Source organism: Nakamurella panacisegetis (assembly GCF_900104535.1).
Taxonomy (GTDB): Bacteria; Actinomycetota; Actinomycetes; order Mycobacteriales; family Nakamurellaceae; genus Nakamurella; species Nakamurella panacisegetis.
Genome location: NZ_LT629710.1, coordinates 3087103 through 3113568 on the forward strand (window position 1 = coordinate 3087103; position 26466 = coordinate 3113568).

The 26466-nt window shown below is 69.2% G+C and carries 22 protein-coding genes; 8 read left to right on the plus strand and 14 right to left on the minus strand.

The window, feature by feature from the left end; translation table 11 throughout:
- Position 1: 1 nt before the first annotated feature.
- Positions 2 to 247, minus strand: coding sequence for a hypothetical protein (locus tag BLS97_RS22905; RefSeq protein WP_157695412.1), 246 nt, complete (start codon positions 245 to 247; stop codon positions 2 to 4).
- A 149-nt stretch (positions 248 to 396) separates the two neighbouring features.
- On the opposite strand from BLS97_RS22905, the gene rfbA reads away from it, so the two are divergent.
- Entirely contained in the window at positions 397 to 1287 is an 891-nt protein-coding gene (rfbA, locus tag BLS97_RS13710; RefSeq protein WP_090476734.1) for a glucose-1-phosphate thymidylyltransferase RfbA, read from the plus strand.
- Positions 1288 to 1308: 21 nt separating this feature from the next.
- On the opposite strand, the gene BLS97_RS13715 is transcribed toward rfbA, so the two are convergent.
- Positions 1309 to 2391 carry a glycosyltransferase family 4 protein gene (locus BLS97_RS13715; RefSeq protein WP_197676174.1) on the minus strand — a complete coding sequence of 361 codons (1083 nt, stop codon included), beginning with the start codon at positions 2389 to 2391 and terminating at the stop codon, positions 1309 to 1311.
- 134 nt (positions 2392 to 2525) lie between these two features.
- Here BLS97_RS13715 and BLS97_RS13720 point away from each other — a divergent pair, with 134 nt between their 5' ends.
- On the plus strand, positions 2526 to 3671 hold the full coding sequence (locus tag BLS97_RS13720) for a glycosyltransferase family 4 protein (protein ID WP_231988099.1): 1146 nt from the start codon (positions 2526 to 2528) through the stop codon (positions 3669 to 3671).
- A gap of 127 nt (positions 3672 to 3798) precedes the next feature.
- On the opposite strand, the gene BLS97_RS13725 is transcribed toward BLS97_RS13720, so the two are convergent.
- The 5 genes from BLS97_RS13725 to BLS97_RS13745 are packed head-to-tail and all read right to left on the minus strand — an operon-like array spanning position 3799 to position 10346.
- Positions 3799 to 5118, minus strand: a complete 1320-nt coding sequence (locus tag BLS97_RS13725; RefSeq protein WP_090476738.1) for an ABC transporter ATP-binding protein — start codon at positions 5116 to 5118, stop codon at positions 3799 to 3801.
- On the minus strand, positions 5118 to 6038 hold the full coding sequence (locus BLS97_RS13730; protein WP_090476740.1) for an ABC transporter permease: 921 nt from the start codon (positions 6036 to 6038) through the stop codon (positions 5118 to 5120). The genes BLS97_RS13725 and BLS97_RS13730 overlap by 1 nt, the downstream gene beginning before the upstream one ends.
- On the minus strand, positions 6035 to 7663 hold the full coding sequence (locus tag BLS97_RS13735) for a glycosyltransferase family 4 protein (RefSeq protein ID WP_157695413.1): 1629 nt from the start codon (positions 7661 to 7663) through the stop codon (positions 6035 to 6037). The genes BLS97_RS13730 and BLS97_RS13735 overlap by 4 nt, the downstream gene beginning before the upstream one ends.
- Positions 7660 to 9228: a glycosyltransferase family 4 protein gene (locus tag BLS97_RS13740; RefSeq protein ID WP_090476744.1), complete on the minus strand. Its 1569-nt coding sequence runs from the start codon at positions 9226 to 9228 to the stop codon at positions 7660 to 7662. Before BLS97_RS13740 ends, BLS97_RS13735 begins: the two co-directional genes overlap by 4 nt.
- Entirely contained in the window at positions 9225 to 10346 is a 1122-nt protein-coding gene (locus tag BLS97_RS13745; RefSeq protein WP_157695414.1) for an FkbM family methyltransferase, read from the minus strand. Before BLS97_RS13745 ends, BLS97_RS13740 begins: the two co-directional genes overlap by 4 nt.
- A 205-nt stretch (positions 10347 to 10551) precedes the next feature.
- Here BLS97_RS13745 and gmd point away from each other — a divergent pair, with 205 nt between their 5' ends.
- The 5 genes from gmd (at position 10552) to BLS97_RS13770 (ending at position 14580) form a co-directional block, all read left to right on the plus strand.
- Positions 10552 to 11538, plus strand: coding sequence for a GDP-mannose 4,6-dehydratase (gmd, locus tag BLS97_RS13750; protein ID WP_090476748.1), 987 nt, complete (start codon positions 10552 to 10554; stop codon positions 11536 to 11538).
- Positions 11539 to 11547: 9 nt separating this feature from the next.
- Positions 11548 to 12510 (plus strand): GDP-mannose 4,6-dehydratase, encoded by a 963-nt coding sequence (locus BLS97_RS13755; protein WP_090476749.1) that lies wholly within the window; start codon positions 11548 to 11550, stop codon positions 12508 to 12510.
- Positions 12507 to 13013, plus strand: coding sequence for a GtrA family protein (locus BLS97_RS13760; RefSeq protein ID WP_197676175.1), 507 nt, complete (start codon positions 12507 to 12509; stop codon positions 13011 to 13013). The genes BLS97_RS13755 and BLS97_RS13760 overlap by 4 nt, the downstream gene beginning before the upstream one ends.
- Complete coding sequence (locus BLS97_RS13765) at positions 13010 to 13864, plus strand: glycosyltransferase family 2 protein (protein ID WP_090476754.1); 855 nt, start codon at positions 13010 to 13012, stop codon at positions 13862 to 13864. The genes BLS97_RS13760 and BLS97_RS13765 overlap by 4 nt, the downstream gene beginning before the upstream one ends.
- 68 nt (positions 13865 to 13932) lie before the next feature.
- Positions 13933 to 14580: a class I SAM-dependent methyltransferase gene (locus tag BLS97_RS13770; protein ID WP_090476756.1), complete on the plus strand. Its 648-nt coding sequence runs from the start codon at positions 13933 to 13935 to the stop codon at positions 14578 to 14580.
- Positions 14581 to 14592: 12 nt separating this feature from the next.
- On the opposite strand, the gene BLS97_RS13775 is transcribed toward BLS97_RS13770, so the two are convergent.
- From BLS97_RS13775 to BLS97_RS13795, 5 genes are all read right to left on the minus strand, one after another.
- The gene (locus BLS97_RS13775; RefSeq protein ID WP_090476758.1) at positions 14593 to 16590 is read right to left on the minus strand and encodes a hypothetical protein; all 1998 of its coding nucleotides are present in this window, start codon (positions 16588 to 16590) and stop codon (positions 14593 to 14595) included.
- Entirely contained in the window at positions 16587 to 18545 is a 1959-nt protein-coding gene (locus BLS97_RS13780; protein ID WP_090476760.1) for a hypothetical protein, read from the minus strand. Before BLS97_RS13780 ends, BLS97_RS13775 begins: the two co-directional genes overlap by 4 nt.
- 115 nt (positions 18546 to 18660) lie before the next feature.
- Positions 18661 to 19671 carry an NAD-dependent epimerase/dehydratase family protein gene (locus tag BLS97_RS13785; protein ID WP_197676176.1) on the minus strand — a complete coding sequence of 337 codons (1011 nt, stop codon included), beginning with the start codon at positions 19669 to 19671 and terminating at the stop codon, positions 18661 to 18663.
- Positions 19668 to 20705 (minus strand): glycosyltransferase, encoded by a 1038-nt coding sequence (locus tag BLS97_RS13790; protein WP_090482194.1) that lies wholly within the window; start codon positions 20703 to 20705, stop codon positions 19668 to 19670. The genes BLS97_RS13785 and BLS97_RS13790 overlap by 4 nt, the downstream gene beginning before the upstream one ends.
- A 54-nt stretch (positions 20706 to 20759) precedes the next feature.
- Complete coding sequence (locus BLS97_RS13795) at positions 20760 to 22721, minus strand: hypothetical protein (RefSeq protein ID WP_157695415.1); 1962 nt, start codon at positions 22719 to 22721, stop codon at positions 20760 to 20762.
- A gap of 173 nt (positions 22722 to 22894) precedes the next feature.
- Between BLS97_RS13795 and manB the strand changes: the two genes are divergently transcribed.
- Positions 22895 to 23974, plus strand: coding sequence for a mannose-1-phosphate guanylyltransferase (manB, locus tag BLS97_RS13800; RefSeq protein ID WP_090476766.1), 1080 nt, complete (start codon positions 22895 to 22897; stop codon positions 23972 to 23974).
- Between the two features lie 39 nt (positions 23975 to 24013).
- Here the strand turns inward: manB and BLS97_RS13805 are convergent, their stop codons facing one another.
- Together BLS97_RS13805 and cofD are read right to left on the minus strand one after the other, a co-directional pair.
- Entirely contained in the window at positions 24014 to 25387 is a 1374-nt protein-coding gene (locus BLS97_RS13805; protein ID WP_090476768.1) for a coenzyme F420-0:L-glutamate ligase, read from the minus strand.
- Complete coding sequence (gene cofD / locus BLS97_RS13810; RefSeq protein WP_090476769.1) at positions 25384 to 26388, minus strand: 2-phospho-L-lactate transferase; 1005 nt, start codon at positions 26386 to 26388, stop codon at positions 25384 to 25386. Before cofD ends, BLS97_RS13805 begins: the two co-directional genes overlap by 4 nt.
- Positions 26389 to 26466: the final 78 nt, after the last annotated feature.

Here is a 26466-nt window from a genome sequence, read left to right on the forward strand (position 1 = left end):
ATCAGGCCGGATCCCGACGGCGGGCATCGGCGGGAAGTGGCCGGCCGGCCGCCGCGTCGAGCATGCCCTGATCGACAACCGGTTCGCCTTGCGGCCCTTGCGATCGGGCGTCGACCTCGTCCAGGCACTCGGCGATCACCTGCGCCGCGACCTCGATCGTCGGATTGCAGTCCATTGGGGAGACGGCAGCCTCGGGTAGCAGGACGCGTCCGCGCCGATCGCGGGCCCGGCTGAGTTCGTCTCGCATGCGCTCCAACGGACCCACGCCGTACCCCGTTCCATCTCTGCTGAGGAAACCCAGGGTACGGCCCGGCGACGGGCCGATCGGGGATGGCGCGCCAGGTATGGTTTCCGAGTTGCTCGGCCCCTGAGGGGCCGACGCGGGAGGAGATCGGTATGAAGGGCATCGTCCTGGCCGGCGGTACGGGATCGCGGCTGTGGCCCATCACGTTGGCCACCTCGAAACAACTGCTTCCGGTGTACGACAAGCCGATGATCTACTACCCGCTCTCCGTGCTGATGCTGGCCGGCATCCGCGAGGTCCTGGTGATCACCACGCCGCAGGATGCCGAGCCTTTCGCCCGGCTGCTCGGCGACGGCAGCCGGTGGGGTATGCAGATCAGCTACGCCGTGCAGGCCGAGCCCAACGGCATCGCCCAGGCGTTCATCATCGGAGCGGACTTCATCGACGGCGACGATGTCGCGTTGGTGTTGGGTGACAACATCTTCCACGGACCGGGTCTGACGCGGATCCTGCAGAAGGCCCGGGACGAGGTCGACGGTTGCGTGCTGTTCGGCTACGCCGTGGCCGACCCCGAGCGGTACGGGGTGGGGGAAGCCGACGCGGAGGGGCGGTTGCTCTCGATCGAGGAGAAGCCGGCCGTGCCGCGCAGCAACCGGGCGATCACCGGGCTGTACTTCTATTCCTCGGATGTGGTCGAGATCGCGCGAGCCCTGAAGCCGTCGCCCCGGGGTGAACTCGAGATCACCGACGTCAACAAGGTCTACCTGGCCCAGGGCCGCGCCCGGCTGGAGGACCTTGGCCGCGGATTCGCGTGGCTGGACACCGGGACCTACGACTCGCTCAACGAGGCCGGCCAGTACGTGCAGGTCATCCAGCACCGGCAGGGCGGCCGGATCGCCTGCCTGGAGGAGATCGCCTTACTCGAGGGGTGGATCACCCCTGAGCAGTGCGAACAGGCCGGGCTCGACCTGGGCAAGAGTTCCTACGGGCAATATGTCGTCGAACTGGCCCGGGCGGCGGCCGGTAACGCAGCCCGGAACTGATCGGCCGATCGGCCGGGGCAGTCAGCTCAGCGCGGCCCGGTAGGCCTGCATCGTGGCCTCGGCGCACCGTTCCCAGGTGAATTCCCGGGCCCGGGCGCGCCGAACGGCCTCATCCGGGACATCGCCCCGCACCACCTGGTGCAGGGCGTCGGTCAGCGCCTGAGCGTCGCCCACGGGAAAGCGGATCCCGGCGTCGCCGGTGACCTCGGCCAACACCGGTATGTCGCTGGTGATCACCGGGACACCTGCGGCCAGTGCTTCGATGGCCGGCATCCCGAAGCCCTCTTCGATGCTGGGCAGCACCAGGCCACGGGAGGCCGCGACGACCGACGGCAGCAGTGCCTGAGGCAGATACCCGGCCAGTCGGACGCCGCCGGCCCCGGCGGCGGCGTGGTCGGTCCCCCAACCGGCCGGTCCGACCACCAGGAGGTCCGGACACCCGGCTCCGACCTGGGCCCGCAGCTCTCGGTGGGCGGCCAGCAGGGTGTCCAGACCCTTGCGGGGCTCCCGGGTGCCGACGAAGACGAAGTAATCGGCCGGGATGCCGTTCATGGCGCGTTCGTCGATGGTGAGCGCGGGTGGATCGAACCAGTCGGGCCCCACGCCGGGCGGGGCGACGAAGATTCGATCCAGCGGGAAGCCGAACTCGTCGGCGATGGCTCGCTTGGTCACGGCTGCCAGGGTGGTGACCGCGGCGGCCCGCCGGAGGGCTCTCGGGACCAGCACCGCCAGGTCCTGGTTCTCCGTCCGGAGGGTGCCGTGGTGTGTGTGCCAGACCAGATCGTGCACCGACACAACGCCGGCGGCGTGTCGACTGGGCGGGAGCACGAAGTTGGTGCCGTGGACCACGTCGGCCCGACCGGCGAGCCACTCCACCGGCGGGAAATCCATCCGCTGCCAGGCCTTTCGCAGCAATCTGGCGGGGAAGGGGCGGGACCGAGCAGCCACGCCGGGGGGCAGGGTGCGGGCCAGGTCGCGCCAACCACGCAGGGTGAACGCGGTCGCGGCCACCGACACGTCGGTCCGCCCGGCCAGCGTGGACATGAGGTGCTCGGTGTAGCGCCCGATGCCGGTGCGCTGGCCCAGGAGGGGGGTCGCGTCCATCAGAACCCGGGGAGCGGTGGACCGACCGGCGACGCGTGACATTCTTCAGTAACTTACCGGCCGCGGATGGTTCGGTGTGCGGCTCGCCCTGGGTGGGCCGTCCGGCGCGGCCGACAGATCTGGAGGGTGCGGGAGTGGACGACCGGCAAACGACCGTCGGAGGTGGGGTGCTGACCCTCGTCACGGAGCAGGCACTGGCGCGGATCCCCGGCGGGACCGGGCGGTACACCCGCGAGGTGGGCCAGGCCCTCGGGGCCCGGATCCCCTTCGGATGGCGCGTCCGGGGGGTGACGGCCTGGCACCGCGACATCGCGTCGGCTCGGATTCCCGGCGTCGCGGGCCCCCGACGTCTGCTGCTGGACCCCCGCGTTCTCGCCCGATTGTGGGAACGCGGCCTGGGCCCCAGGCTCGGCGGAACGGTCGTACACGCCCTGACGCCATTGGCGCCGGCCCGGTTGCGGCACCGGCAGGCACTGGTGATGACGGTGCACGACGCCGTGCCCTACACCCACCCGGAGACACTCACACCGCGGGGCGCGGCATGGCACCGGTTGATGATCGAGCGTGGCGCGCGGCTGGCGTCAGCACTGGTGGTACCGACAGCGGCGGTGGCCGCGGACCTCGAATCGGTGGGGATCCGGGCCCGGATCGAGGTGATCGGGGAGGGGACTGCGCGGGCACTGAACGGGCCGATATCGGCGACCGAGATCGAGCGGATGCGGACGGCATTCCGGTTGCCGGGCCGGTACGTGCTGGCCGTAGGCACCCTGGAGCCCAGGAAAGGACTGGACGTGCTGCTGGACGCGCTCACCGCCGGTGACGCCGCAGCGGTTCATCTGGCGGTGGTCGGGCAGCCCGGCTGGGGCGGTGCCGACCTGGCAACGGCCGCCGAGAAGCGGGGGATCGCCGATCGGGTGCACGTACTGGGCCGGATACCCGACGCGGAGCTCGCCGCCGTGTTGGCCGGGGCGGAGGTCTCGGTGGTGCCCAGCCGGTCGGAAGGTTTCGGCCTGCCTCTGCTGGAGGCGATGAGCCGCGGCATCCCGGTCGTCCACACCGACGCCCCGGCCTTGCTGGAGGTGGCCGGCGGCGCGGGCCTGGTGGTGCCGGTCGGCAATGCGGCCGCCCTCGGCGCCGCCATCACCTCGGTGCTGGCCGATCCGGATCTGGCCGCCCGCCTGTCCGAGGCCGGACGGGTCAGGGCGGCGGCATATTCCTGGGACGCCGTGGCCGACCGCCTGTGGGACCTGTATCAGGACGTTGCCGCGGCGCCGGCCTGATGCCCGGCCCTACCGCGTCGAGCCTCGAGACGGAACGCGCGGTATGCCGTGGCGAACCCTCGGCGGCACAACGCCTTCGAGCCGAGCGTTCTGGCGCCCATCGTCCGGGCCTACTGTCGAATGCGGGTCAGGGGGCTGACGCCGCCGGGCGCACGAGGTCCGACTCAGCGACGATCAACTCGGTGCGGGCGTTCACGAAGCCGATGCAGTCGCCGCGGGCGTAGACCGCGAGGGACGCTGCGTTGACCAGCCGATGCAGTTCGACCCCGCCGTCGCGGGCGATGGCGGTGTGGACGAAGTACTGACCCTCGCCGAGCCAGAGTTCCGGAAGCCGGAAGGTGAACGTCGACGACCCGCTCAGCGGCGGAAGCTCGATGTTCATCAGCTTGGTGTTGGTACCGAAGACAACCTGGCCGAGCGCGGAGTCGATTCCGATGCCGATCACGGCGTCGTCGATGACCCCGTCGACCTCGGCGGTCACCGTGACGTCCAGCGCCTCGCCGGGGCCGATGGAGACCAGGGCATTGCCGTCCGGATCGGTCAGCGTGACCGACAGCATCCGGGCCCCTGCCGTCGCACCGCTGGAGATCACGGGCACCGGGAGATCCCCATCCGGGCCGGGGGTCATGTCGGCCGCGGCCGAGCTGTCCACCGCCTGAGCGGCCGCGGCCGCAACCGCCACCGAGCGCTGTCGCTCGATCTCGTCCTGCCGCGTCAACTCGAAGTCGGCCCGCAGGTGACGCAGTGCCTGGAGCGGATCGCCGTCGACCTGGACGACACCCTTCTCCAGCACGATCGCCCGATCGCACAACTCGGCCACCTGGTCGAGGGCGTGCGTGACCAGGATGATCGTGCGGCCGTCCTTCTGGAATTCCCGGATGCGGTCCATGCACTTGCGCTGGAACGGTTCGTCACCGACCGCCAGGACCTCGTCGACCAGGAGCACATCGGGGTCGACGTGGACGGCGACCGCGAATGCCAGCCGGACGTACATGCCCGACGAGTAGAACTTCACCTGGGTGTCGATGAACTGCTCGATACCGGAGAAATCGACGATCGGGTCGAAGAACTTCTCGGTCTGCTTCTGGGACAACCCGAGGATCGAGGCGTTCAGGAAGACGTTCTCCCGGCCGGTGAGGTCCGGATGGAAACCGGCGCCGAGTTCGAGCAGGGCGGCCAGCCGGCCACGATGTTCGACCGTGCCGGTGGTCGGCTGCAGAATGCCGCCGATCAGCTTGAGCAGCGTCGACTTGCCGGACCCGTTGGGCCCGATCAGTCCAACCGTCGAACCGCTGGTGATGTCCAGGTCGACGTCGCGCAGCGCCCAGAAGTCGTCCTTGTGCTGATTGGACCGGCCCAGGTTGACCAGCCGCTCCTTGAGGGACTTGTCCTTGCGGATGACGAAGCGTTTGGAGGCGCCGGTGACCTTGACGACCGATGTGCTCATCAGATCTCCTGCGCGAAGTTGCTCTGGAGGCGGGCGAAGACCCGCTGACACAGCCACAACGCGATCAGCCCGGCCGCGAAGTTCAACCCCATTCGCAGGGGCAGGTCGGTGACCGGGGTCTGGAAGCCGTCGACCCAGAACGCACGGTGGAAGGCCAGCACCGCCAGCGTCACCGGGTTGGCCATGTAGATGCCGTTGACCAGACCGTTCGTCAGGTGTTCCTGGACGGCCGACAGTTGGTAGACCACGGGGGACAGCCAGAACCCGAACAGCAACACGATCTCCACCAGGTAGGCCACGTCACGCAGGTAGACGTTCACCGCGGAGAGCAGGAAGGCCAGCGCGGTGGCCCAGACCAGCACGAGCAACGTTCCGGCCAAGGCCCAGATCAGGGTCTGGGGTGTCGGATGAAACCGGGTGAACCAGGTGGCGATGTACAGGATCACGATCTGGATCAGGAAGTTGAACAGGGCCGATCCGATGACCGACAGCGGAAACACTTCACGGGGAAGGTAGATCTTCTTGACCAGCCCGCCGTTGTTGATGATGGCCCCGGTGCCGACCCCGACGATCTCGGAGAAGAGATTCCAGACGGTCAGACCGGCGAAAATGTAGACCGGGAAATCGACGGTGCCGGTCTTGGTGATCGAGTTGTACGAGGCGCCGAGGAAGAGGCCGATGGCCACCACGTAGACGATCATCGTCATCAACGGACGGACGAGGCTCCAGAGGAAGCCGAGAGCGCTGTCCTTGTACCGGCTCTTGAGTTCCCGGCGGACCAGCAGTCCGAGGAGTTCCCGGTACTCCCAGACCCCCTTGACCGAACCGAGGGTGCCGCGGACGAAGCCGCTCTTCGGGCCGGACGGAACCAACGGCAGCTGGGCCAGCCTTGCCGCGCGGGTGATACCTGCGTCGCTCATATGGTGGTGTTTCCGTTCGATCGGCGGACCGGTGCGTCCTCGTGCATCAGCGCCGCCCAGGTCTCCGTGGCGTAATCGTCCCACGTCCGGACCGGGCGGTTCTCGGCTTGGCGGGTGAGCTCGGCGAGCAGGGCGTCGTCGGTCAGGAGCCGACGCATCGCGTCGACGATCGAGCTGTCGTCCCGCGGGTCCACGAGCAGGGCGCCACCTCCGGCGTCGGCAATCTCCTTCATCGACCCGAAATTCGACGTGATGACGGGGGTGCCGCACACCAACGACTCCGCGACCGGAAGACCGAAGCCTTCGTTGATGGAGGGGAACACCGTGAAGCGGGCCACCCTCAGCCCACCGAACAGCAGGTCGTCGTCGGCGGCCGAGATCGCTTCGATCGGGCGACCGGCCGCCTGCAGGCCGGCGAGGCCGTTGGTGAAATCGTCGCTGTTCCAGGAATTGCCGCCGATGAACGTCAAGCAGAACCGCTGACCTTCCCGCCACAGCAGCTCGGCGGCGTGCAGCACCGCCACATGGTTCTTCCGCGGTTCGTGACTGCCGACCACCATCACCAGCGGGAGTCCGCCGACCTGCAGGCGGGCCCGGGCCTTGTCGATGGCTTCCGCACTGACCGGGTGGGCGGCGGCCGGCAGGACCACGGGTTCGATCCGTGGTCCGGACAATCCTGTGCCGGCCAACATGTCGCGCCAACCCAGGTACTCCCCGGCGGCCCCGACCGAGATCGGCACGACGTTGCGGGCATAGCGGGCCGCGGCCAGATTTCCGGCAAAGCCCGGGATCAGCCCTTCGTGGGACGTCTCCGACGTGGTCACCGGCACCAGGTCGTAGCCGATGATGTTCATCGGGTTGCCCGAGTGCTCGGCCATGGACAGCAGGTACCCGGTCCGGGTCACCTCGGCCGCCAGTTCCGGAAGGATGTAGGTGCAGTGCCACGGCACGAGGACCGGCCCGTCGTCCGGAACCGTCACCGCGGGACCGCCCCAGCAGGCGCGGTGCACCTCCTTCGGGGTCAGCTGACGCATCGAGGTCATCCCCGGCCGCCAGCCGATCAGGGTCGCGTCGTGCGCGGCCAGCCAGCGACGGGTGGCCTCACGAGTGACGCGCTGGATGCCGGTGGCGAAGTCGGTCTGGGCGGTGTGGTGGACGTCGACCAGGACACGATCGGTGACGACCTGGACCGGATGCCATGGTCCCGCGTCCAGATAACGGGGGAGCGGGCCGTTCCACAGCGCGAGGCGAACGGCGGCCGTCGCTCCGTCCAGAGCGGCCGCGCGTACGGCACTTCGCACCTTCGCCGAAGACGGAAGCTCACCTTCCAGGACGGCCAGCAGCAGCCACGCCTTGGCCGGCGTCACTTCGGCCAGCGTCGCCACCAGGCGGTCGAGCAACTCCGGCGTGCTCTGGGTCGGGGTCGACGGTTGCCATTGCCGCCCGACTGGTGTGCGGTCCCCGTTCAGGGCCGCGATCAGCTCGGCGATCCGTTGGCGCAGACCGTTCCTGCGTCGGCTCCCGTGGTGGTCGATGGACCGGGCGAGGCCCTGGACACTGGAGTCGACGGGACGGATCCGGCGGACCGTGGTGCGCAGGTTCTCGGCCATGTTGGCGAGGGTCATCGCGTGCCTTCCATCCGCCGTGAGTCCGCCGCGGCAACGGTGCAACGAGCCAGTTCCGGCTCGACGAGCGCGGCCCAGAGTTCGTCGGCGTACTCCGCCCATCCGCGTTCGGGCCGGTCGGCGATCTCCTGCCGCAGGCGGTTGATGCGGTCGGGATCGGTCAGCAGTGAGCGCATGGCGGCGACCAGTTGCTCGTCGTCCCGCGGGTCGATCGTCACCGCGCCCCCGTCGGCCGCGATCTCGGCCATCGATCCGAAGTCCGAGGTGATCACCGGTGTGCCGTGGGCCATCGACTCGGCGACGGGAAGCCCGTAGCCCTCGTGGAGCGACGGAAACACGGTGAACAGCGCGTCGGTCAGCGCCCGGTTCAGGTCGCGGTCGCTGACCCCCTTGCGCACTTCCAGTGGTCGCCCGGCTGCCTTCAGATCCGCCGCGACCCGGGGGAACTCGTCGCCCCAGCCGCTACCTCCGATGAACTGCAGCGAGAAGGCCAGACCCTCTCTCCACAGCCGTTCGGCGGCAAACAGGATCGCCAGGTGGTTCTTGCGGGGCTCGTGACTCCCGACGGACAGCACCATCGGGACCCGGGCGTCGCGACGGGAAGAATCCCTCGCGGACGGATCCTGACGGCCGGCGGCCGGCAGCGACACCTCACTCACGACCGGACCGGTCAGGCCCTGGGTCGGCAGCATCCGGGCGAAACCGCGCATCTCGGCGGTGGCCGCGGCGGAGATCCCGGCCATCCGGGAGGCGAACTTGACCGCGGTGAGGTAGCGCGCGAACTTCATCGATTCGACCGGAGGTACGGCGTCGGCGGAGACGATCGGAATGACGTCGTAGGCGATGCCGACCAGGGCGTTGGTGGACTTGGACCCGATAGCGGCCAGGCGGTCGTTGGCCGGGCCCGGCGGCACTTCGACCAGGACCACGACGCTGCGCCACGGGACGACCACCGCCGGCGGCTCCGCCGTCACCGGCTCGGCCACGTCGATGGTGGCCGCGGTGGTGGGGGTCACGGTGCCCCAGCGGATGACGCGACTGGTCTCCGCGGGGGACAGCCGCCGAAGGGCGGTGTTGTCCAATGACCAAACGACCGGGACGATCGACCGTTCGGTGTCCCACCTGGGCAGTAGATTGCGCGTCACCCGCTGGATGCCGGTGTGCAGATCGTGCTTGGCCGAGTGGTCGACGTCGACCAGAACCTCCCCGACGACCACTTCGATCCCGGTGGTCGCCGTCCCGGCGGCCTGCACCCGGGCCAGAGCGGTGTCGAGCAGGTGCATCCGCAGGTCGATGGCGGAGTCGAGTTGGAAACGTCGGCGTGTGGCGTCGACCTCGGCCCGTGTGGGCAGGATCGCCGACAGCGCGGCCATCAGCAACCAGACCCGTTCGTCGGTGAGGTCGTCCTCGACGGCCGACACGACGATCTCGAACAGGATGGCCGCATCGACCGCGGGGTCGGCCGCGGTGTCCGGGCCCGAGGTACCGGCAAGGATCGGCGTGACGGCACGTAGCCGCCCGGCCAGCGCCGCCTGCGCGGCGGTCGCGAGGTCAGGAGCGGTCACCGGCCGACCAGCCGACCGAGCCGGCGGACCTTGCGCAATGGCGCCGTGATCCGCCACGACAGGGTGTTCCGCATGGCCGCGAGTTCCATGGTGACCGCATGTGTGTGGTTGCGGAGGAAGGTCAGTTCCTCGCTGCTGGCGACCCCGGTGACGGTGGCCGAACTGGTGGCGGCTCGGCTCCAAGCGCCGAAGGCGGCCGCACGCCAGCGGACGATCGCATCCGTCGCCTGTTGATCGCGCGCGGCACTGGCCCGCTCGAATTCCCTTGCCGCAGCGGCGATCCGATCGCGGTCCACGGCGATCGCGTCGCGCGACGCCCGGATCAGGTCACGATCTTCCGACGTCACGCGCAGTGCCTCGTTCAGATCGACCGTGGCCTGGCTCAGCCGCTCGAGCTCGGTCTCCCGCTCCATCGAGCGGTAGGTGACGTAGTTGTCGAGCACATTCGCGGGGGCGCTGATCCGGTCGCCGTACTCGTCCCACTTCTCGGCGGCCAGGTAGAAGCGCGACAGCCCGTCGAACACCGCGAACCGGTAGTCGGCCGCCAGCAGCAGGTGTTCCCAGTCCCCGTGGGAGGCTTCGGTGCTCTGCGGCTTGGTCGCCTCGACCAGGATCACCCACGGCCGGAAGCGCGACAGGTCGATGCTCCGCAGCACAGCTTCCTCGGCCCCCTCGGTGTCGATCGAGAGGAAGTGGATCGTCTCGTTGCCCCAGCCCGCCTCATCGAGGACGGCGTCCAGGCGACGGCTCGGCACCTGGGTCCGGGAGACCTCCCAGCCGTTGCGCTCGTGACCCTCCGCGATGTCGGCCACCAGCGTCGAGAGCCGTGCGTCACTGACCTCGAGGAACTCGACGGTGCCGCCTTCCTGCTCGTTGATCGCGGCCTCCACGACGATGTCTCGCGGCCGCTCGGCCCGCTGGCGCTCGGCGAACTCGTGTACCGGCTCGACCGTGACGCCGGACCAGCCCCGGTCGTAGAAGGCCTTGCTCACCGAGTCCTCGACGGGGTCGTTCGCCCCGACATCGACGTATCGACCGGTCGTGAGGTCGCCCAGTACCCGATGAAGGATGACGTCCTCTCGGTTCTGGGCATAGGAGACGAACGGAGCGGTGGTCACGGCCGCAATCCTAGTGGCTGCTCGCGATCGGCCGGTCCGGCACGACGGCCGGGCCGGCCGGAGATCCGGGCCTCGGCAACGCTCTGAACGGCGCCGACGGTGCGGCATGGGCGCGCGGCCCCGGTTCGGCGGCTACGATGGCGCGGTTGTCCGCGGTCGGATCGACCGCGCGCAGAACAGCTGACGTCTACCTTCGAGGAGCACCATGCCACGCGCCCTGATCACCGGAATCACCGGACAGGACGGCCTGTACCTGGCCGAACTGTTGCTGTCCAAGGGATACCAGGTGTTCGGACTGATCCGTGGGCAGAACAACCCCAAGCGGGCGCTCGTCGAGGCCGAAGTTCCGGGCGTGACGCTCCTGACGGGTGACATCACCGACCTCTCCAGCCTGATCCGGGCGTACAACGTGGCCAAGCCGGACGAGGTCTACAACCTCGGCGCCATTTCGTTCGTCGCCTACTCCTGGGAGAACGCCGCCCTGACCAGCGACGTCACCGGGATCGGCGTCCTCAACATGCTCGAGGCGACGCGCCTGTACTGCGGGGACGATCTGACCAAGGTGCGCTTCTACCAGGCGTCGTCGTCGGAGATGTTCGGCAAGGTTCAGCACGTGCCGCAGAGCGAATCGACCCTGCTGTGGCCGCGCTCGCCGTACGGCGTGGCCAAGGTCTACGGCCACTACATGACGATCAACTACCGCGAGTCGTACGGCATGCACGCCAGCTCGGGCATCCTGTTCAACCATGAGTCGCCGCGGCGCGGCAGCGAGTTCGTCACCCGCAAGGTGACGCGGGCCGTGGCGCGGATCAGCCTGGGACTGCAGGACAAGATCTCGCTCGGAAACCTCGATGCCAAGCGCGACTGGGGTTTCGCCGGTGACTACGTCGACGCCATGTGGCGGATGCTGCAGGCCGACGAGGCCGACGACTACGTGATCTCCACCGGTGAGACGCACTCGATCCGTGAGTTGCTGGAGGTCGCGTTCGCCCGGGTCGGCATCACCGACTGGGAGCAGTACGTGTTCATCGATCCGAAGTTCTTCCGCCCGGCCGAGGTCGATCTGCTGATCGGCGACTCGACCAAGGCCAAGGAGAAGCTCGGCTGGACCCCGAAGGTCTCGTTCACCGAACTGGTGAACATGATGGTCGACTCGGATCTGGCCGAGCAGCGCGCCCTTTCCGGCAAGTAGAGCTGCCGTATGGCCAAGGTCTTCATCACCGGTGTCTCCGGGCAGGACGGCGGATACCTGGCCGAGCAGTTGCTCGCCGCCGGGGACGAGGTACACGGGCTGGTCCGGGAGCAGGACCGCCCGACCCCCGACGGATCAGGGCCGCAGCTGGACGCGGCGCACCTACACGTGGCCGATCTCACCGACGGAGCCGCGGTGACCGGCCTGATCAACGAGATCGACCCCGACGAGATCTACAACCTGGCCGGCATGTCATCGGTGGCCCGATCCTGGGCCGAACCGGTGGCCACCGGCCTGGTGTCCGGCCTGGCGGCGGCGACCGTTCTCCAGGCGGCCTGGGAACTGTCGGAACGGCGAGGCCGTTCGGTCCGCGTCGTCCAGGCGGCGAGCGCCGAGATCTTCGGCAATCCCGCCGTCAGCCCACAGGACGAGTCGGCGCCGATCGCGCCGGTGACCCCGTACGGGGCGGCGAAGGCCTACGCGCATCACATGGTGCATGTGTACCGGGGGCGCGGGCTGCACGCGGTGTCGGCGATCCTCTACAACCACGAGTCCCCGCGGCGTCCCGCCACCTTCGTGACCCGCAAGATCACCCGGACCGCCGCCCTGATCGCCCGTGGTGAGGCGGACGAGCTGGTCCTGGGCAACCTCGACGCCCGTCGTGACTGGGGTTGGGCGCCCGACTACGTCGATGCCATGGTCCGGGCGGCTCGGGCCGAGACGCCGGATGACTACGTGGTGGCGACCGGCGTCTCCCGTTCGGTCTCCGAGTTCGTCGCCGCTGCGTTCGACCGGGCCGGGATCCAGGACTGGGCCAAGTACGTCAGGGTCGATCCGGCGTTCGTCCGGCCGGTCGACGCCGTCGATATGGTCGGGGATGCCTCGCGAGCACGGAACCGGCTCGGTTGGAGTCCGACCAAGTCGTTCCCGGAGATCGTCGCGGCGATGGTGGACACGGATCTGTCGAATTGACGACGGGGAACCCAGGGCCGGACGGGGATGACGCCCCCACCGTGCCGGAGCAGGGCCTACTGCTCCGGTTGGTTCACGACCAACGGTTGGCTTTCGCCGTGGTCGGTGGGCTCAACACCGTCATCGGGTTCGTCGCTTTCGCGTTGTTCAGCCGCTGGACGTCGGCCTGGGGTGGCGACGTGGCGGTGTTGCTGGCGCAGGCGGTCGCCATCCCGATCGGGTTCACCATGCACCGGCGGTTCGTGTTCAAGGTGACCGGGCACGTCGCTCGTGATCTCGGTCGGTTCGTGATGGTCAACCTGATCCCGATCACCGTCAACCTGGTGGTGCTCCCCGTGCTGACCAAGGGGTTCGGCTGGCCGGTGCTGTGGTCCCAGGTCGGGTTCACCCTCTCCTGGGTGGTGTCGAGCTTCTTCCTGCACCGGTCCTTCTCCTTCCACCGCTCCGAGGCCGACCAGTTGGCGGCCGGAGCGCATCCGAAACCGCCGCGGAGGGCGACATGAATCCCGGTGATCGTCTACCGCGCGTCTCGGTGGTCGTTCCGGCCTACAACAACGTGCGGCACATCGATGCGACCGTGCATTCGATCCTGTCGCAGACCTACACGGACTTCGAACTCATCCTGTCCGACCACTCCTCCACCGACGGCACCTGGGAGCGACTGCAGTCCTTCGCAGGCGATCCGCGGGTCCGGTTGATGCGGGTTCCGACCGGCGGTGGAGCACCGGCCAACTGGAACGCGGTGACGGCGGCGGCCCGGGGTGAACTGCTCAAGCTGGTCTGCGGTGACGACCTTCTCTACCCGACCGGCCTGGCCGAGCAGGTAGCGGCGTTCGACGAGCACCCGGAGGCGGTGTTGGTCGCCGGTCAGCGCGACGTGGTCGACGAAACAGGAGTTCCCGTGATCAGAGCCCGCGGGTTGCAGCACCTGCACGGCCTGATCCAGGGCCCGACGGCGATCCGTCGCACGGTCAGAGCCGGTACGAACGTGTTCGGCGAGCCGGCCTGCGTGCTGTTCCGCCGGACGGCGCTTCTGGCCGACGGGGGCTGGGATGCCCGCTCGCCCTATCTGATCGACCAGGCCACCTGCGCCCGGGTTCTGCTGCGAGGGCCGATGGTCGCGATCCGCCGTTCCCTGGCCGGGTTCAGGATCAGCGCCCAGCAGTGGAGTGTCTCCCTGTCCAAGGAGCAGTCCGAGCACGCCCGGATGTTCCACAAATTGATCAGGACCGAACATCCGGAGGTGCTCAGTCCGTGGGACGTGCGGCTCGGGGACGCCAGGGCCACGTTGATGGCCTACAAGCGGCGAGCGGCCTACATCTGGCTGCGGCGGCGGATGGGGCACTCGGGCTGAGAACGAGGACATCCGCGCGATGCTCGGCATCGGTCTGCCGGTCGACGTCGGTCTGACAGACTGGACCGATGACGCAACCTACGGCCGATGACTCGTCCGCCGCCGGGCCGGGCGGCTTCGGTGAGAAGACCGCGGGTGAGGCCTACGCGGAACGGCTCAACACCCTTCAGAGCAAGAAGTGGAAGAAGTGGCTCAACGTCCAGGCGCCGTACCGGGCGAATCTGCGCCGATACCGGCTCGGGCGCACGCTCGACGTTGGCTGCGGCAACGGACGCAATCTCGCGGCTCTGGGCGCCGGGTCCGTTGGCGTCGACCACAACCCTCACCTGGTCCGTGCGGCTCGTGAGATCGGCCTTGAGGCCTACACCTCGGACGAATTCTTCGCCGATCCGGCATTGTCGGCCGCCGGCGCGTTCGACGCGATCCTGGCGTCCCACCTGATCGAGCATCTGCGGTACGACGAGGCGGTCGAGGTGATGCGTTCCTACCTGCCGTGTGTGCGGCCGGGCGGTCGCGTACTGCTGATCACTCCCCAGGAGCGCGGGCACGCGTCGGATCCGACCCACGTCGCGTTCTCCGATTTCGCGGTCCTTCGGCGCCTGGCCGTCGAACTCGGGCTGCAGCCGGTCCGCAGCCGCTCGTTCCCGTTTCCGCGAGCGCTCGGAAAGGTGTTCATCTACAACGAGTTCAACGTCGAAGCGATCGTCCCGGCCTGATCGGCGATCGGATCAGGACGCCGCACCGACGATGCGGGCCGCGGCCCGCGCCCGCTCAGTGGGGCTCATCTCGGTGGCCACCTCGGTGAGTTGCCGGCTCAACGAGTAGTAGGCCCACTCCTGGTTCGTACTGACCAGCAACGGCGCACCCAGCTGGCTTTGGAGCTTGGCCTCGAGCGCACTCCCGTTGTCGGCGGTCATGTCCCGGTCGACCAGAATGCCGACGAACCCGGCGATGGCCAGATTCCGGACCATGGTCGCGACCGGCTGCTTGACGACCGCCGCCGGCCAGTTGGTCTGCGGACGTCCTTTGATACCGCCCCCGGACCAGCGCAGCGTGGTCGAGTGGAGCCATGGGCGCAGCGAGTCGCTGTCGACGCTCGAGACGCCGATCCGCCCCCCCTCCGGAAACGCGACGTACGGATCCTGGAACACCATCGAGCCGGACGGGATCATAGTCTGCAGGGTTCGCACGAACTGATCGTCGCTGGCGTAGGTGTCGCTGTTGTATACGTGGGCCGAGAGCAGCGACTGGTCGGCGACCCCCAGCACCAGGATGACCGTGGCCACCGCCGGGAGGCTGCGCCCGGCGCGGGCGAACCACCGGCGTGCGGCGTGCGGCGTGGCGGTGGCCGGCCGAGCGCGATAGCGGTGGACGGCGCCTTCGACGACCAGTCCGAGGCCGGCCAGCGCCATCAACGCGATGAAGATGGAAATCCGGTTCCACCCCCGGATGGACGGCGTCAGGAACGAGATGAGTGTGCCGAACCCGCCGACTGAGCCGGCCAGGAACGCGAACCAGGTGAGGGCGGAGAGGAAGCCGAAGGTCTGGCGCCGTCGGGCTGCTTCCGGATCGACCTCCGCCGGACGATTCCGGCGTAGCAGGACGACGAAGATGGCGCCGAGCAGCAGCAGGAACCCGATGGCGGCCATCGTGCCGAGAGCGGTCCGCTCGCCGCCGAACGGGCTCGACGTCTCGTACGCCGTCCGGAGCCGGCCCAGGGCGCGGATGGGATAGCTGAATGCGGGGAGGATCAGGGACAGGAACTTTGCCGCGTAGATCTCGGCGTCGCGATGGTGACGGACGAAGGCAGCCGAATTGGATCCGTTGGCCCGCTCGTACAGCACGTCGTCGACCATGGCGCCGACGAAGACGACTCCGAGCACGAGCCCGGCCATCACCACGCCGCCGAAGCGCCGCCAGTCCCACGTCCGCAGGAGGGCGAGAATCCCGGCCGGGACCATCAGGATGCCGCAGAACACGCCGTAGTAGGCGCCGTCGAGAGTGACCAGGGCCACCGCCAGTACGGTGCCGGCTCCGCGGCCCGAGGCTAGTGCGATTGTGCCCCGGAGCGGGGCCGGCAGGGCCTGGATCGGGCCGGGCAGCCGGGCGCGCCGGCCCCACAGCGGCTCGCCGCGGATCACGGCGAGCACGATCGTCAGGCCGAGCGGAACCGCCCAGTACTCACCGAGGAAGTAGTGGGACTGGCCACGGATGAAGTGATACGGCGTCGTCGCGTACAGGACGGACAGCACGAGCGACACGACCCGCGACAGACCGCAGCGCCGGAGGAAGAGCACGGCGGTGACGGCCGCCAGCGGGAACCCGAGCAAGTAGTAGAAATTGAACACGAACACCCAGTTGGTCGAGAGCAGCCCCAGCAGTTTGATCATGAACGGCTGGAGCTGGTCCGAGAACGGGAAGTCGTGCAGGTGCTGGCCGTAGGGTGCGCCGAGATCGGGTTGGTATTCGTACCAGCCGGTCTGCAGAACGGTCTTGAAGTACATGGCGGAGGAAATCGCGTCGCCGGCATAGGTGAACGGGCTCGCCGTCAGGCTGGCCCGCCACAACCGGGTCATGACGACCACTGCGGCGCTGGTCAGGACCGCACTGCCGACGTACAACCAGATTTCGAGTTCGTACCACGGCCGGATGGACCGCCCGGGCCGGCGCTCATCCGGGGGACCGCCGGTGGCCGGCCCGGCGGTACTCACGATGTCGGTACTCACGGTTGCTGCTCCCCGGTGATGGCGGTGGCGATGGCGGCCCGCTGCGCGGCGGTGGTGTCAGCCCTCAGCGCGCGGGCCGCGCGGGCCAGGGAGTAATAGACGTAGTTGAGGTCCCGGCTGACCAGGGCCGGGCGGCCGAGTTGCGCGGCGAGAGTCCGTTCCCATTGACGCCCGTGATCGGTGGTCGCCGCACGGTCCACGGTGATACCGGCAAAGCCGATGGCGGCCAGATCACGGACCATCTCGGCCGGTGGCAACGCGGTCACCGTTGACGGCCAGTCGGCCTGCGGGCGACCGGTGATGCCGCCACCGGACCAGCGCAGGCCCGAGGAGCTCAGCCACAGACGCAACTGGCTCCCGGTGTTCACGGCCGCGGTCAGGTGCGGGGCATCGGCGGTCGGGAAGGTCTGGGCCGGTATCTGGAAAATGGCCGCGTCGGCCGGGACCCTGGCTGCGATTCCGGCCACGAAGGCCCGGTCCGACGTGGTGACCGCCAGGTTGCTCCGGTAGGCCGGTATCGCTCCGGACAGGCCCTGGTCCCAGATGCCGAACAAGAGCACGGCCACGGCCACCATTGGTGTCACCCCGGCCAGGAGGGCCGGGCGCCGGGCGCCGGCTGAGCGATCTCGCAGAGCGCAGGACAGACGGTCGGCCACGGCTTCGACGGCCAGCGCGGCGGCGGCCAACGCGAGCACGGCGATGAAGATCGCCATGTTGTCCCATCCGGCGAAATGACCGGCGAAGCGGGAGATCAGCGAGCCGAGCCCGCCGATCATGGACAGCGCGAACGCGGTGATGACCAATGCCGCCAGCTGGCCCAGGGTGCGGCGACGCCGGACCTGGGCCGGCGTTGGGTCGGCCGGGCGGCGCAGGCCGGTCAGCGCGGTCAGCCCGAGCAGCAGCAGCAAGGCAAACCCGGCGGCACCGATCAGGCCGAGCGCCGGGGTGTTGCCCGGATCTGGGTAGTGCAGGTCGTAGAGCCTGCGCCATTTGGCGAAGTAGGCGATCGGGTGGCCCGGAGAAGGGAAGACCAGGGAGGCGAACTTCAGTTCGGAGTACTCGGTGCTGACGTTGTGTACCAGAGCGACGACCGGTTCCGATACGGCCGGGCGCAGCAGGTGCGGGAGCGAGTCGCCGAGCACCACCAGGACCAGCACTGCTTCGGCGGCGACCAGGCCCAGCAGACGGGCCGCACTGAACCGGCGCACCAGGCCGAAGATCCCGGCTGCGGCCAGGAGCAACCCGGTGAACAGCGCGTAGGTCAACCCATCCAGGGCGATCAGCAGCAACACCGAAACGGTGGCCGCGCCGCGACCGAGCAGGGCTCGGCCGAGCCGAGCCGAACCCGGACGCAGCCCCCAGAGCGATTCACCCCGAGCCACCCACAGGATCAACACCATGGCCAGCGGGACGCAGAAGTAGGCCGAGAGCCAGATCTGGTCCTGGCCTTGCAGGAAGTGATAGGGCGCAACGGCCAGCAGCACGGACGCGACGACCGTCATCCACCGGCCCAGGCCAACGGCCCGGAAGAAGCAGACCGCGGTCAGGGCGCAGAGGAGGAACCCGAGCAGGTAGAACACGTTGAACGCGACAGCCCAGTCGGGAGTGACGGCGGTCAGCAGGCGGGCCAACAGGACGTTCAGCGTGCCCGGGGTCGCCAGATCCACATTGTGCTGGCCGTACGGGATACCCAGCTCGCTCTGGTTGGAGTACCAGCCGGTCGCGGCGATGGTCTTGAACAGCCCGGCATTGACCGCCGCGTTACCCGACGAGAAGAACGGCACCTTCAGATCGGCCTGCCACAGCCGCATCATCCAGGTGACACAACCGGCTGTGAGCAGGGCGCTGTAGAGGTACAGCGGCCAGGCGCGGCGGGCGATGGGCCGGGTGGGCGCGACCTCGGCCGTCTGGCTCGGGCCGGTCTCGGTCTCGACCTCGGCCGGGGCGCCGTTCACGTCGTACCCCGTTCCCAGATCGGCGGCGCCGAAGGGATCGGCGCCGTATCGCTACCCGCGAGCTGCATGCTCGTCGGCTCCGTGCGATCGTGACGTGGACAGCGTTGGTTCCCTGTCAAGCGATCGGACGGGGGCGATCGGGGGACGGATCCCGGTGGGGGCGCTGGATCGAGCGTTGGATCGCGGCGGTGGTCGCCGCGATCCCGGCCGGCAACGGCATCAGGGTGCGGTGATCGATCTCGGGCCAGACGAACGATCGCAGACGTAGGTCGAGCACCTGGAATCGGGCCTGCGCCGAGGTACCGAGAATCAGCAATGGCGGACGTTTGAACACCTGACGGCAGGCCGCGACCAGGGTGGCGATCGTGGTGCCGTGCTGCGACGCGAGGATCTTCAGCACCACCTCGCCCGCCTGCCGTCCCGGCGTCGTCACGTCCAGCATGTCGGCGATCATGTCGGCACAGTCGTCGACGAAGAGGTAGTCCCGGATGGTGTCGAGCGAGACGTAGACGGAGATCGGTCGCCGGGTGAGGTGGCTCCGGCACAAGGCCGAGATCAGTCCCTGCCCTTTCGACAGATTCTGGCCGGGGCCGTAGAGATTGGCGATGCGGCCGATCTGCACCTGGTTCCCGGTGGCCTCGGCGTACCTGGTCACGGCGAGTTCCGCGGCCAGTTTCGCCTCGCCGTACGGCGAGATCGGGTTGACCGGATCCAGCTCGGAGAACGCGTGTCCGTCGGACGGGGTGCCGGCGTACAGGCCGCCGGCCGACGAGGCCAGGAAGAATGTCCCGGGTCCGAGATCGGCCGCCCGCTCGGTCATGCGGTCGAGGAACGAGGTCAGCGTACGGATCTCCTGCTGCAATGCCTGGGCCGACGAGCCCGTCACTCCCGCGCCGGCGCACCACACCACCCGCCACGGCCCCCCGGCCCGTTCCAGGTGCGCCGACAGCTGGGCGAGGCCGGCGAGAAGATCGGCTCCGGCTCGCTCTCCGGACCAGCCGACCCGTTGGCGCAGGACGGTCCCACCGTCGGATCGCAGTCGAGCGCACAGCGCCGACCCGAGCAACCCACCGGCGCCGACGACCCAGGTCACGGGAGACGACGTGGGGACAACGGCCAACGTCACGACCCGACCCGGGGCGACTTCTCTGCTGTCGCGTGCGGTACCTGGTTCGGGCTCGGCTGCAGATCGAATGCGGCCGGCCGGCCGAGCGGGCCCCGCTCGGGGTCACTCACGATGAGGTACAGCGGGCGTCCCATGGCCATCTTGACCGCTACGCCGATGTACTCGGCAATCACACCGAGGGAGAACAGGATCGCACCTGAACACAGCAGCAGCACGACCATCAGCGAGGGCCAGCCCTGCGGGGTGTCGACGTGCCAGAACACCGAGGCGACGATGAAATACAGCGCCAGGCACGCCCCGCCGATGGCCACGACCGCGCCGAGCAGGCTGACCATCCGCAGAGCCCTGGTCCCGCTGGAGAGCACCATCCGCCAGAAGTGGGAGAACAGAGACCGGGCCGAATAACCGGAGGGCCGTTCGCCCTCCGCCCGGAGGACGATCGGCCCGGTGATCACCTTGCGGGCGACCCAGCCCAGGGCGACATCGAGGTAGACCCCGGTGCCCGCGTACGCGGCGACGCTGCGGCCGACCTCGCCGAGGACCAGCCGGTAACTCTGGAACACCGTGGCGTCGGTGTCGGAGCTGGCCAGGCGTAGAAGTTGCTTCGACACGCGGGAGGCGAGGTTCCGTCGGAATCCGTGGGGGGCCGCGTTGGTGGGTCGGCCGTAGACCACGTCCGCCTTTTCCCGCATGGCGATGTCGAGGAGATTCGGAATCTCGGACGGGTTGTGCTGTCCGTCTTCGTCGATGGTGACGATCCAGTCACCTCCGGACGAGGCCATGCCGGCCAGGGTGGCCGGATGTTGCCCGAAGTTACGGCTCAGCCACACCGGACGGACGAAGGGGAACTGGTCGGCCAGAGCCCGTATGACGGTGGCCGAGTCGTCCGGCCCGTTGTCGTTCACCAGCAGAACTTCATCGATACGTATCAAGTGGCCGGCCGGCGTGACGAATTCGTCAGTGAGGGCCGCTATTTCTTCCATCAAAGGACGGAGGGTGATCTCACCCTGATAGACAGGAATGACAATCGAAATGGAATGCCGTCGCCGCACGTCGTCGTTCTGGCCGGTCGGATTCACAGGCAGATCCTATCGGAGTTGCTCAGCCGGACACAGCGGCCCGACCGTGGCCGGGCGGACGCAGTGCACGCGCAGATCCCACAGTTCGACCCCGCCGACCGATCGGTCCGGACCTCGGCCCGCGACCTGTGTGGCCAGGGACACCTGAGCGCTGGTCGACTCAGACGGACCGACGATCAGGAAGGTCGCACCCGAGTCGGACAGCTCCGTCCGGGCCGCCGCCAGCAGGGCCGGCGTGAGCGGCCCGGAGTAGGCCGCACCCCGGCCGTCGACCCCGAAGAGCCGGACCAGCACTCTCTGACGTGGGTAGAAGTTGGGTGAGCCGTCCTCGTTGCTCCGCAAGGCGTACCCACCCAGCTGCCGGAACCAGAAGTGCGCGCTCGACTGCCAGTGCTCCGCGTGCAGATTCGAGACCGTCGCCATCGGGGCCAGCATGACGGTCGCGTTCTGCGGGACCGTCCGCTGGAGGGCTCCGTCGGTGAAGAAGGCCGGCACGGCCGGGACGTGTCCGACCGGCGAACTCTTACCCGGAGCGGTCGACAGCAGAGCCACCGCGATCAGCGCGATGCCGGCCGTGCCGGCGGTCCGGTTGACGACGAGCCGGCCCGGCCGCCGGCCGCGGACCCGTTCGATCATCTCGGCCAGGCCGGCGGCGAGCACGAGACTCGCGGCCAGGGAGACGATGAACGCCATCCGGACCGGCAGCACGTTGTCGGTCAGTGGCAGGTGCTGCTGGACCCATTCGAGAGGTGAGAGCGCGAGGGTTCGTCCGGAGCCAAGGTCGATCCGGGGTGCGACCTCGCACACCGCCGCCGCCGCAACCACCGCCGCCGCGCCCACCACCAGAACCCGGCGCCTGAGGACCACCAGTGTGATCAACAGGGCCGCGATCAGCGGCCAGCCGATGAACGATCCGTTCTCGATCGGGCTGAGGGTGGCCCTGGCGATCTTCCCGCCGAAGTACAGGTTGTCGGTGCCGTGCACCAGGTACCCCCACGGCACGGTGTAGTGGCTGACCGGGCTGATGACCGGATCGACGATGCGATAGCGGGGCGACAGCTGCTCGGACAGACCGTAGGCAAGCAGCAGTGCGGCGACCAACAACGCGACCGGTCCCGCGGCCAGCACTCGGCGCCACCTGGTGCGCACCACGTCCCGCCGCACGCCGGCCAGGATCAGTACCACCGGGATGCAGGTCAGCGCCAGCATCAGCAGTACCTCGGAGCCGATGAAGTACTGGACGGCAATCGCCAGACCCAGGAGCGGGGCGGTGGGCCACAGCGGCCGGTCCTTCCGGACCAGCAGGTTCTCCAGCAGGATGAGGATGACCGGGATGAGGGCCAAGAACGTGGTGTGCAGGTGACCGCCCCGGATCTGCGCCAGCATGAAGGGGGAGAAGCCGAAGACCAGCGCGGCCACTCCGGCCGGGAGGGCGGATGTGTGCCGGCGCAACCAGATCGACGCGGTCCAGGCCGACAGGGCCGGGCTCAGGATCAGGAGCACGTTGTAACTGGCGGCCGTCCCGAACCACAGGGTGATCGGGGTCATCGGGATCCCCAGGGCCAGCACGGAGGTGTTCCAGACCCCGGAGACTCCTTCTGGCGCCTGCACGAAGTTGTTGCGGAGCGGGTCCAGTCCGTGGGTGATGGCGTGCGCGGCCCAGCCCAGCCATGACATGAACAGCCCGGGATCCCCCTCGCCGCCGGTCAGGGTCACCGTGGCGAAGTGCGGGAGCAGATCCCGGCGGAGGATCAGGCTCAGCGTCAGATAGAGGAGAAGCCAACCGGCGCCGACCCGCCAGCCGAGCAGACGGCGAAGCCACTTCCGATCGGTTTGACCGGATGCGGGTGCGACCGGCCGGTCGTCATCCGGCTGGTCGCCGCGCGGGGCCGGGTCGAGCGGCAACGGACCGGTCGGGACCGGCTCGTCCAAGGCCGGATGGCCGGCCGACGCTGGAACGGAGTCGGTCAACGCACACAGCGCTCGGGCCACACCATGCCGCGGATACTACCGGCGGAGCACCGAGCCCGGCCCGTATCATCCCGTGGGAAAGAACGCCCGATCTGTGCTCCAGCCGTCCGAATGACGGTGAGAGCAACCGTGTGCCGAGCAACCGTCGGCCAACCTGGTCACGAGGGAGCCCGATGGAAAACGAACGCAACGTCGATGCAGTGGTGCTGGTCGGAGGTCAGGGGACGAGGCTGCGTCCGCTGACCCTGTCGGCACCGAAACCGATGCTGCCGACGGCCGGCGTGCCCTTCCTGGAACATCTGCTGTCGCGGATCCGTGAGGCCGGGATCACGCATGTGGTGCTGGGCACGTCCTACCGCGCCGAGACCTTCAGTGATCACTTCGGCGATGGCAGTGCTTTCGGCCTGGAGATCGAGTACGTCGTCGAGGAGGCCCCCCTGGGCACCGGCGGGGCCATCCGCAACGTCTTCGACAGGCTGCGCGCGGACGACGTGATGATCTTCAACGGCGACATTCTGTCCGGGGTGGACCTCGGAGAGCTGCTGGCGACCCACCGCGACAACGCCGCCGACGTCACCCTGCATCTGGTCAAGGTCGCCGACCCGCGGGCCTTCGGATGTGTGCCGACGGACGCCGACGGCCGGGTCGAGGCGTTCCTGGAGAAGACCGCGAATCCGCCGACCGACCAGATCAACGCCGGCTGCTACGTCTTCCGGCGTGAGGTGATCGAGGGGGTCGCCGCCGACACCGTGGTATCGGTGGAGCGGGAGACCTTCCCGGGCCTGCTGTCCGCCGGGGCGAAGGTGATGGGCCATGTCGACAGCAGCTACTGGCTGGACCTGGGCACCCCGCTGGCCTTCGTCCAGGGGTCGGCCGACCTGGTGCGCGGCATCGCCCCGACCGCGGCCCTGTCGGCGCCGGTCGGCGAGTCCCTGGTGATGGACGGGGCCACCGTGGCCGACGACGCCCGGATCATCGGCGGGACGACGATCGGGGCCGGTGCGCAGGTCGGCGCCGGGGCCTTGGTCGACGGATCCATCGTCTTCGGCCGGGCCCGGATCGGCGACGGCGCCCGGATCACCCGGTCGGTGATCGGCACCGGCGCCGTGGTCGGGGCCCGCGCCGTCATCACCGATGCCGTCATCGGCGACGATGCGATCATCGGTGCGGACAACGAACTGATCTCCGGCGTCCGGGTGTGGCCGGGGGTGTCGATCCCCGACGGCGGCGTGCGGTTCTCGGCTCCATCCTGAGGCGCGGACGGTCGGTCCAGGCGACCCGGCGCGGTCGGGTCAGCGAATCAGGAACGCATCGCCGGTCCCGGCCGCCGGCCGAGGCTGGAGCGGGCCGGCCGGGTGGCCGATGCCGATCGTGCCCAGCGGCTCCCAGTCGTCCGGCAGGCCAAGCACCGATCGCACCACCACCGGCGCGAAGATGGTGGAGGAGATCCAGGCCGAGCCCAGCCCCTCGGCGGCCAGGGCGACCAACAGTGCTTGCACAGCAGCGCCCCCGGCCACGGTGAACATGGTCCGCTCGGCCTCCCGGCGGCGGTGGTCCGGGTAGTCGTGCCGGCCGTCGCCGGTGACGAACGGCACCACGATCTCGGTCGCGTGGTGCAGGATCTGGCCGCGTGACGTGCGCCGGGCGATCCGGTCGTCCGGCCATCCGTCCGCCGCCAGGTCGGCTTCCCACTCGGCCAGCATGGACTGCAACAGCGCCTGTCGGTGCTTGCGCACCAGCACGAACCGGACCGGCCGGGTGTGGTGCGGGGCGGGGGCGGTGAGGGCGGTGCCGATGCACCGCCGCAGCACGTCCTCGTCGACCGGTTCGCCACTGAAGCTCCGCACGGTGCGCCGGAGGAGGACGGCCTCCCGGCGTCCCTGCTGGATGGCCAGGTCGGTGCCGAGGCGGAACAGATCTTCCTCGTAGGGGCGGATCAGCGACCGGGCGGTGACACTCCCGGTTCCGGTCGCACCGAGGCCGCGCACAACGGCGACCGGGACGCCGGCCAGCTTCCCCTTGACCAGGTCTCCGGCGGCGGCGATCTCGTCGCCCAATCCGACCTGGGTCACCACCAGCTCGTTGCCGAACGCGTCGACGCCGCCGCGGTGGTCCTCGAGCACTCGCACCCCGGCGGCTCCGATGGCCACGTCGATGACGCCGTTGCGCCAGGCCCGGCCCTGGGTGTCGGTGATCACCACGCCGACCTTGAGGCCGTTGGCGGCGAAGGCGGCCACGATGGCCGCCGCGGAGGCATCGGGGTCTTCCGGGAGCAGCGCGATCTCGTCCAGCCGGACGTTCGACGCGTCGATCCCGGCCGCCGCGGCGACGATCCCGAGCCGGTTCTCGACGATCTTGGTGCGACCGATCTGGGCGACCAGCCGCACCGTCTCGGAGTCGACCAGGTCGCGGCGGAAGTTCTCCCGGGCTTCGGGCTCGGTGGGGGACCGGACCAGGCGGCCCTCGACCTTGGACACGGCCTTCGAGGTCACCACCAGGACGTCCCCGTCCACGATCCAGGGCGCCGCGGCTGCGATCGCGCCGGCCAGGTCGTCACCCGGGCGGAAGTCGGGCAGGCCGAAGATCGGCAGCACCTGTAGCCCGGCCGCCGCGGCCGGGCGGCCGTCCGGTAGGTCCGTTCGTCCGGCGGGGTCGGGATCGGTCATCGGGTCAGCTCCAGACAGGCATGGACCATCTTGGCGGTCGCGCTCGGGTCGGTCATCAACAACGGCGCCTCGCCGATCCGAACCCCTGGAACGTCGGCGTTCTCACCTTCGGCGACCAGGAACGCGTCGATGAGGCCGCCGTCGGACCGGGCGCCGTAGTGCCGCCCGACGCCCTGCGCGGACACCTCGACGCCGATCGCCTGCAGGCAGGCGTCGGCGTGGCCGCGCAACGGTTTCCCGGCAATCAGGGGCGAGACCCCGACCACCGGCGCCTTCGCGGCGACCACGGCCTCCTTGATGCCGGGCACGGCCAGGATCGGGCCGATCGAGACCACCGGGTTGGACGGGGCGACCAGGATCAGGTCGGCCTCGGCGATGGCCTCCAGCACCCCGTTCGCCGGGCGGGCCTCGTCCGACCCGATCGTCAGGAAGGCCTTGGCCGGCAACGAGGCCCGGTAGCGGGTCCACCACTCCTGGAAGTGCAGGGCCACGTCAGGTGCCTCGCCGGCCGGTCCGGTCCAGGTCGGGTCGGCCACCACCACGTGGGTCTCGACCCGCTCGTCGGACATCGGCAGCAGGGTGACGCCGGGACGCCACTTGGCGGCGAGCGCGGCGGTGACCGCCGACAGCGGATAGCCCGCGTCGAGCATCCGCGTTCGCACCAGGTGGGTGGCGATGTCCTTGTCGCCCAGGGCGAACCAGGGGGCCTCGGCGCCGTACGCGGCGAGTTCGGCCGCGGCCGTCCAGGTTTCGTCCTTGCGCCCCCAGCCGCGTTCGGTGTCGGCCACCCCGGACAGGGTGTACAGGCAGGAATCCAGGTCGGGGCAGACCTGCAGTCCGTGCAGGCGGATGTCGTCGCCGATGTTGACGATCGCGGTGACCTGATCCGCGCCAGGGTCGCCGTCCGGCCCGGGCCCCGTCGGGTCCCAACCGAGAAAGGCCTTGACGCCCAGCAGGAACTTGGCCCCGCCCACTCCGCCGGTCAACACAGTGATCTTCACCCGACCGATCCTGCCACGCGGCAGTGGTCGAGAACCCACGGGTGAGGCGAGCGCGTGGGCCTGGATACCAGCGGGAGG

What these genes read in the sequence shown, in the direction of transcription:
- BLS97_RS13715 (WP_197676174.1), bottom strand. Translation starts at nt 2,391, where the DNA reads ATGGACGCGACCCCCCTCCTGGGCCAGCGCACCGGCATCGGGCGCTAC.
- rfbA (WP_090476734.1), top strand. Translation starts at nt 397, where the DNA reads ATGAAGGGCATCGTCCTGGCCGGCGGTACGGGATCGCGGCTGTGGCCC.
- gmd (WP_090476748.1), top strand. Translation starts at nt 10,552, where the DNA reads ATGCCACGCGCCCTGATCACCGGAATCACCGGACAGGACGGCCTGTAC.
- BLS97_RS22905 (WP_157695412.1), bottom strand. Translation starts at nt 247, where the DNA reads ATGCGAGACGAACTCAGCCGGGCCCGCGATCGGCGCGGACGCGTCCTG.
- BLS97_RS13770 (WP_090476756.1), top strand. Translation starts at nt 13,933, where the DNA reads ATGACGCAACCTACGGCCGATGACTCGTCCGCCGCCGGGCCGGGCGGC.
- BLS97_RS13725 (WP_090476738.1), bottom strand. Translation starts at nt 5,118, where the DNA reads ATGAGCACATCGGTCGTCAAGGTCACCGGCGCCTCCAAACGCTTCGTC.
- manB (WP_090476766.1), top strand. Translation starts at nt 22,895, where the DNA reads ATGGAAAACGAACGCAACGTCGATGCAGTGGTGCTGGTCGGAGGTCAG.
- BLS97_RS13805 (WP_090476768.1), bottom strand. Translation starts at nt 25,387, where the DNA reads ATGACCGATCCCGACCCCGCCGGACGAACGGACCTACCGGACGGCCGC.
- BLS97_RS13765 (WP_090476754.1), top strand. Translation starts at nt 13,010, where the DNA reads ATGAATCCCGGTGATCGTCTACCGCGCGTCTCGGTGGTCGTTCCGGCC.
- BLS97_RS13735 (WP_157695413.1), bottom strand. Translation starts at nt 7,663, where the DNA reads ATGACCCTCGCCAACATGGCCGAGAACCTGCGCACCACGGTCCGCCGG.
- BLS97_RS13730 (WP_090476740.1), bottom strand. Translation starts at nt 6,038, where the DNA reads ATGAGCGACGCAGGTATCACCCGCGCGGCAAGGCTGGCCCAGCTGCCG.
- BLS97_RS13755 (WP_090476749.1), top strand. Translation starts at nt 11,548, where the DNA reads ATGGCCAAGGTCTTCATCACCGGTGTCTCCGGGCAGGACGGCGGATAC.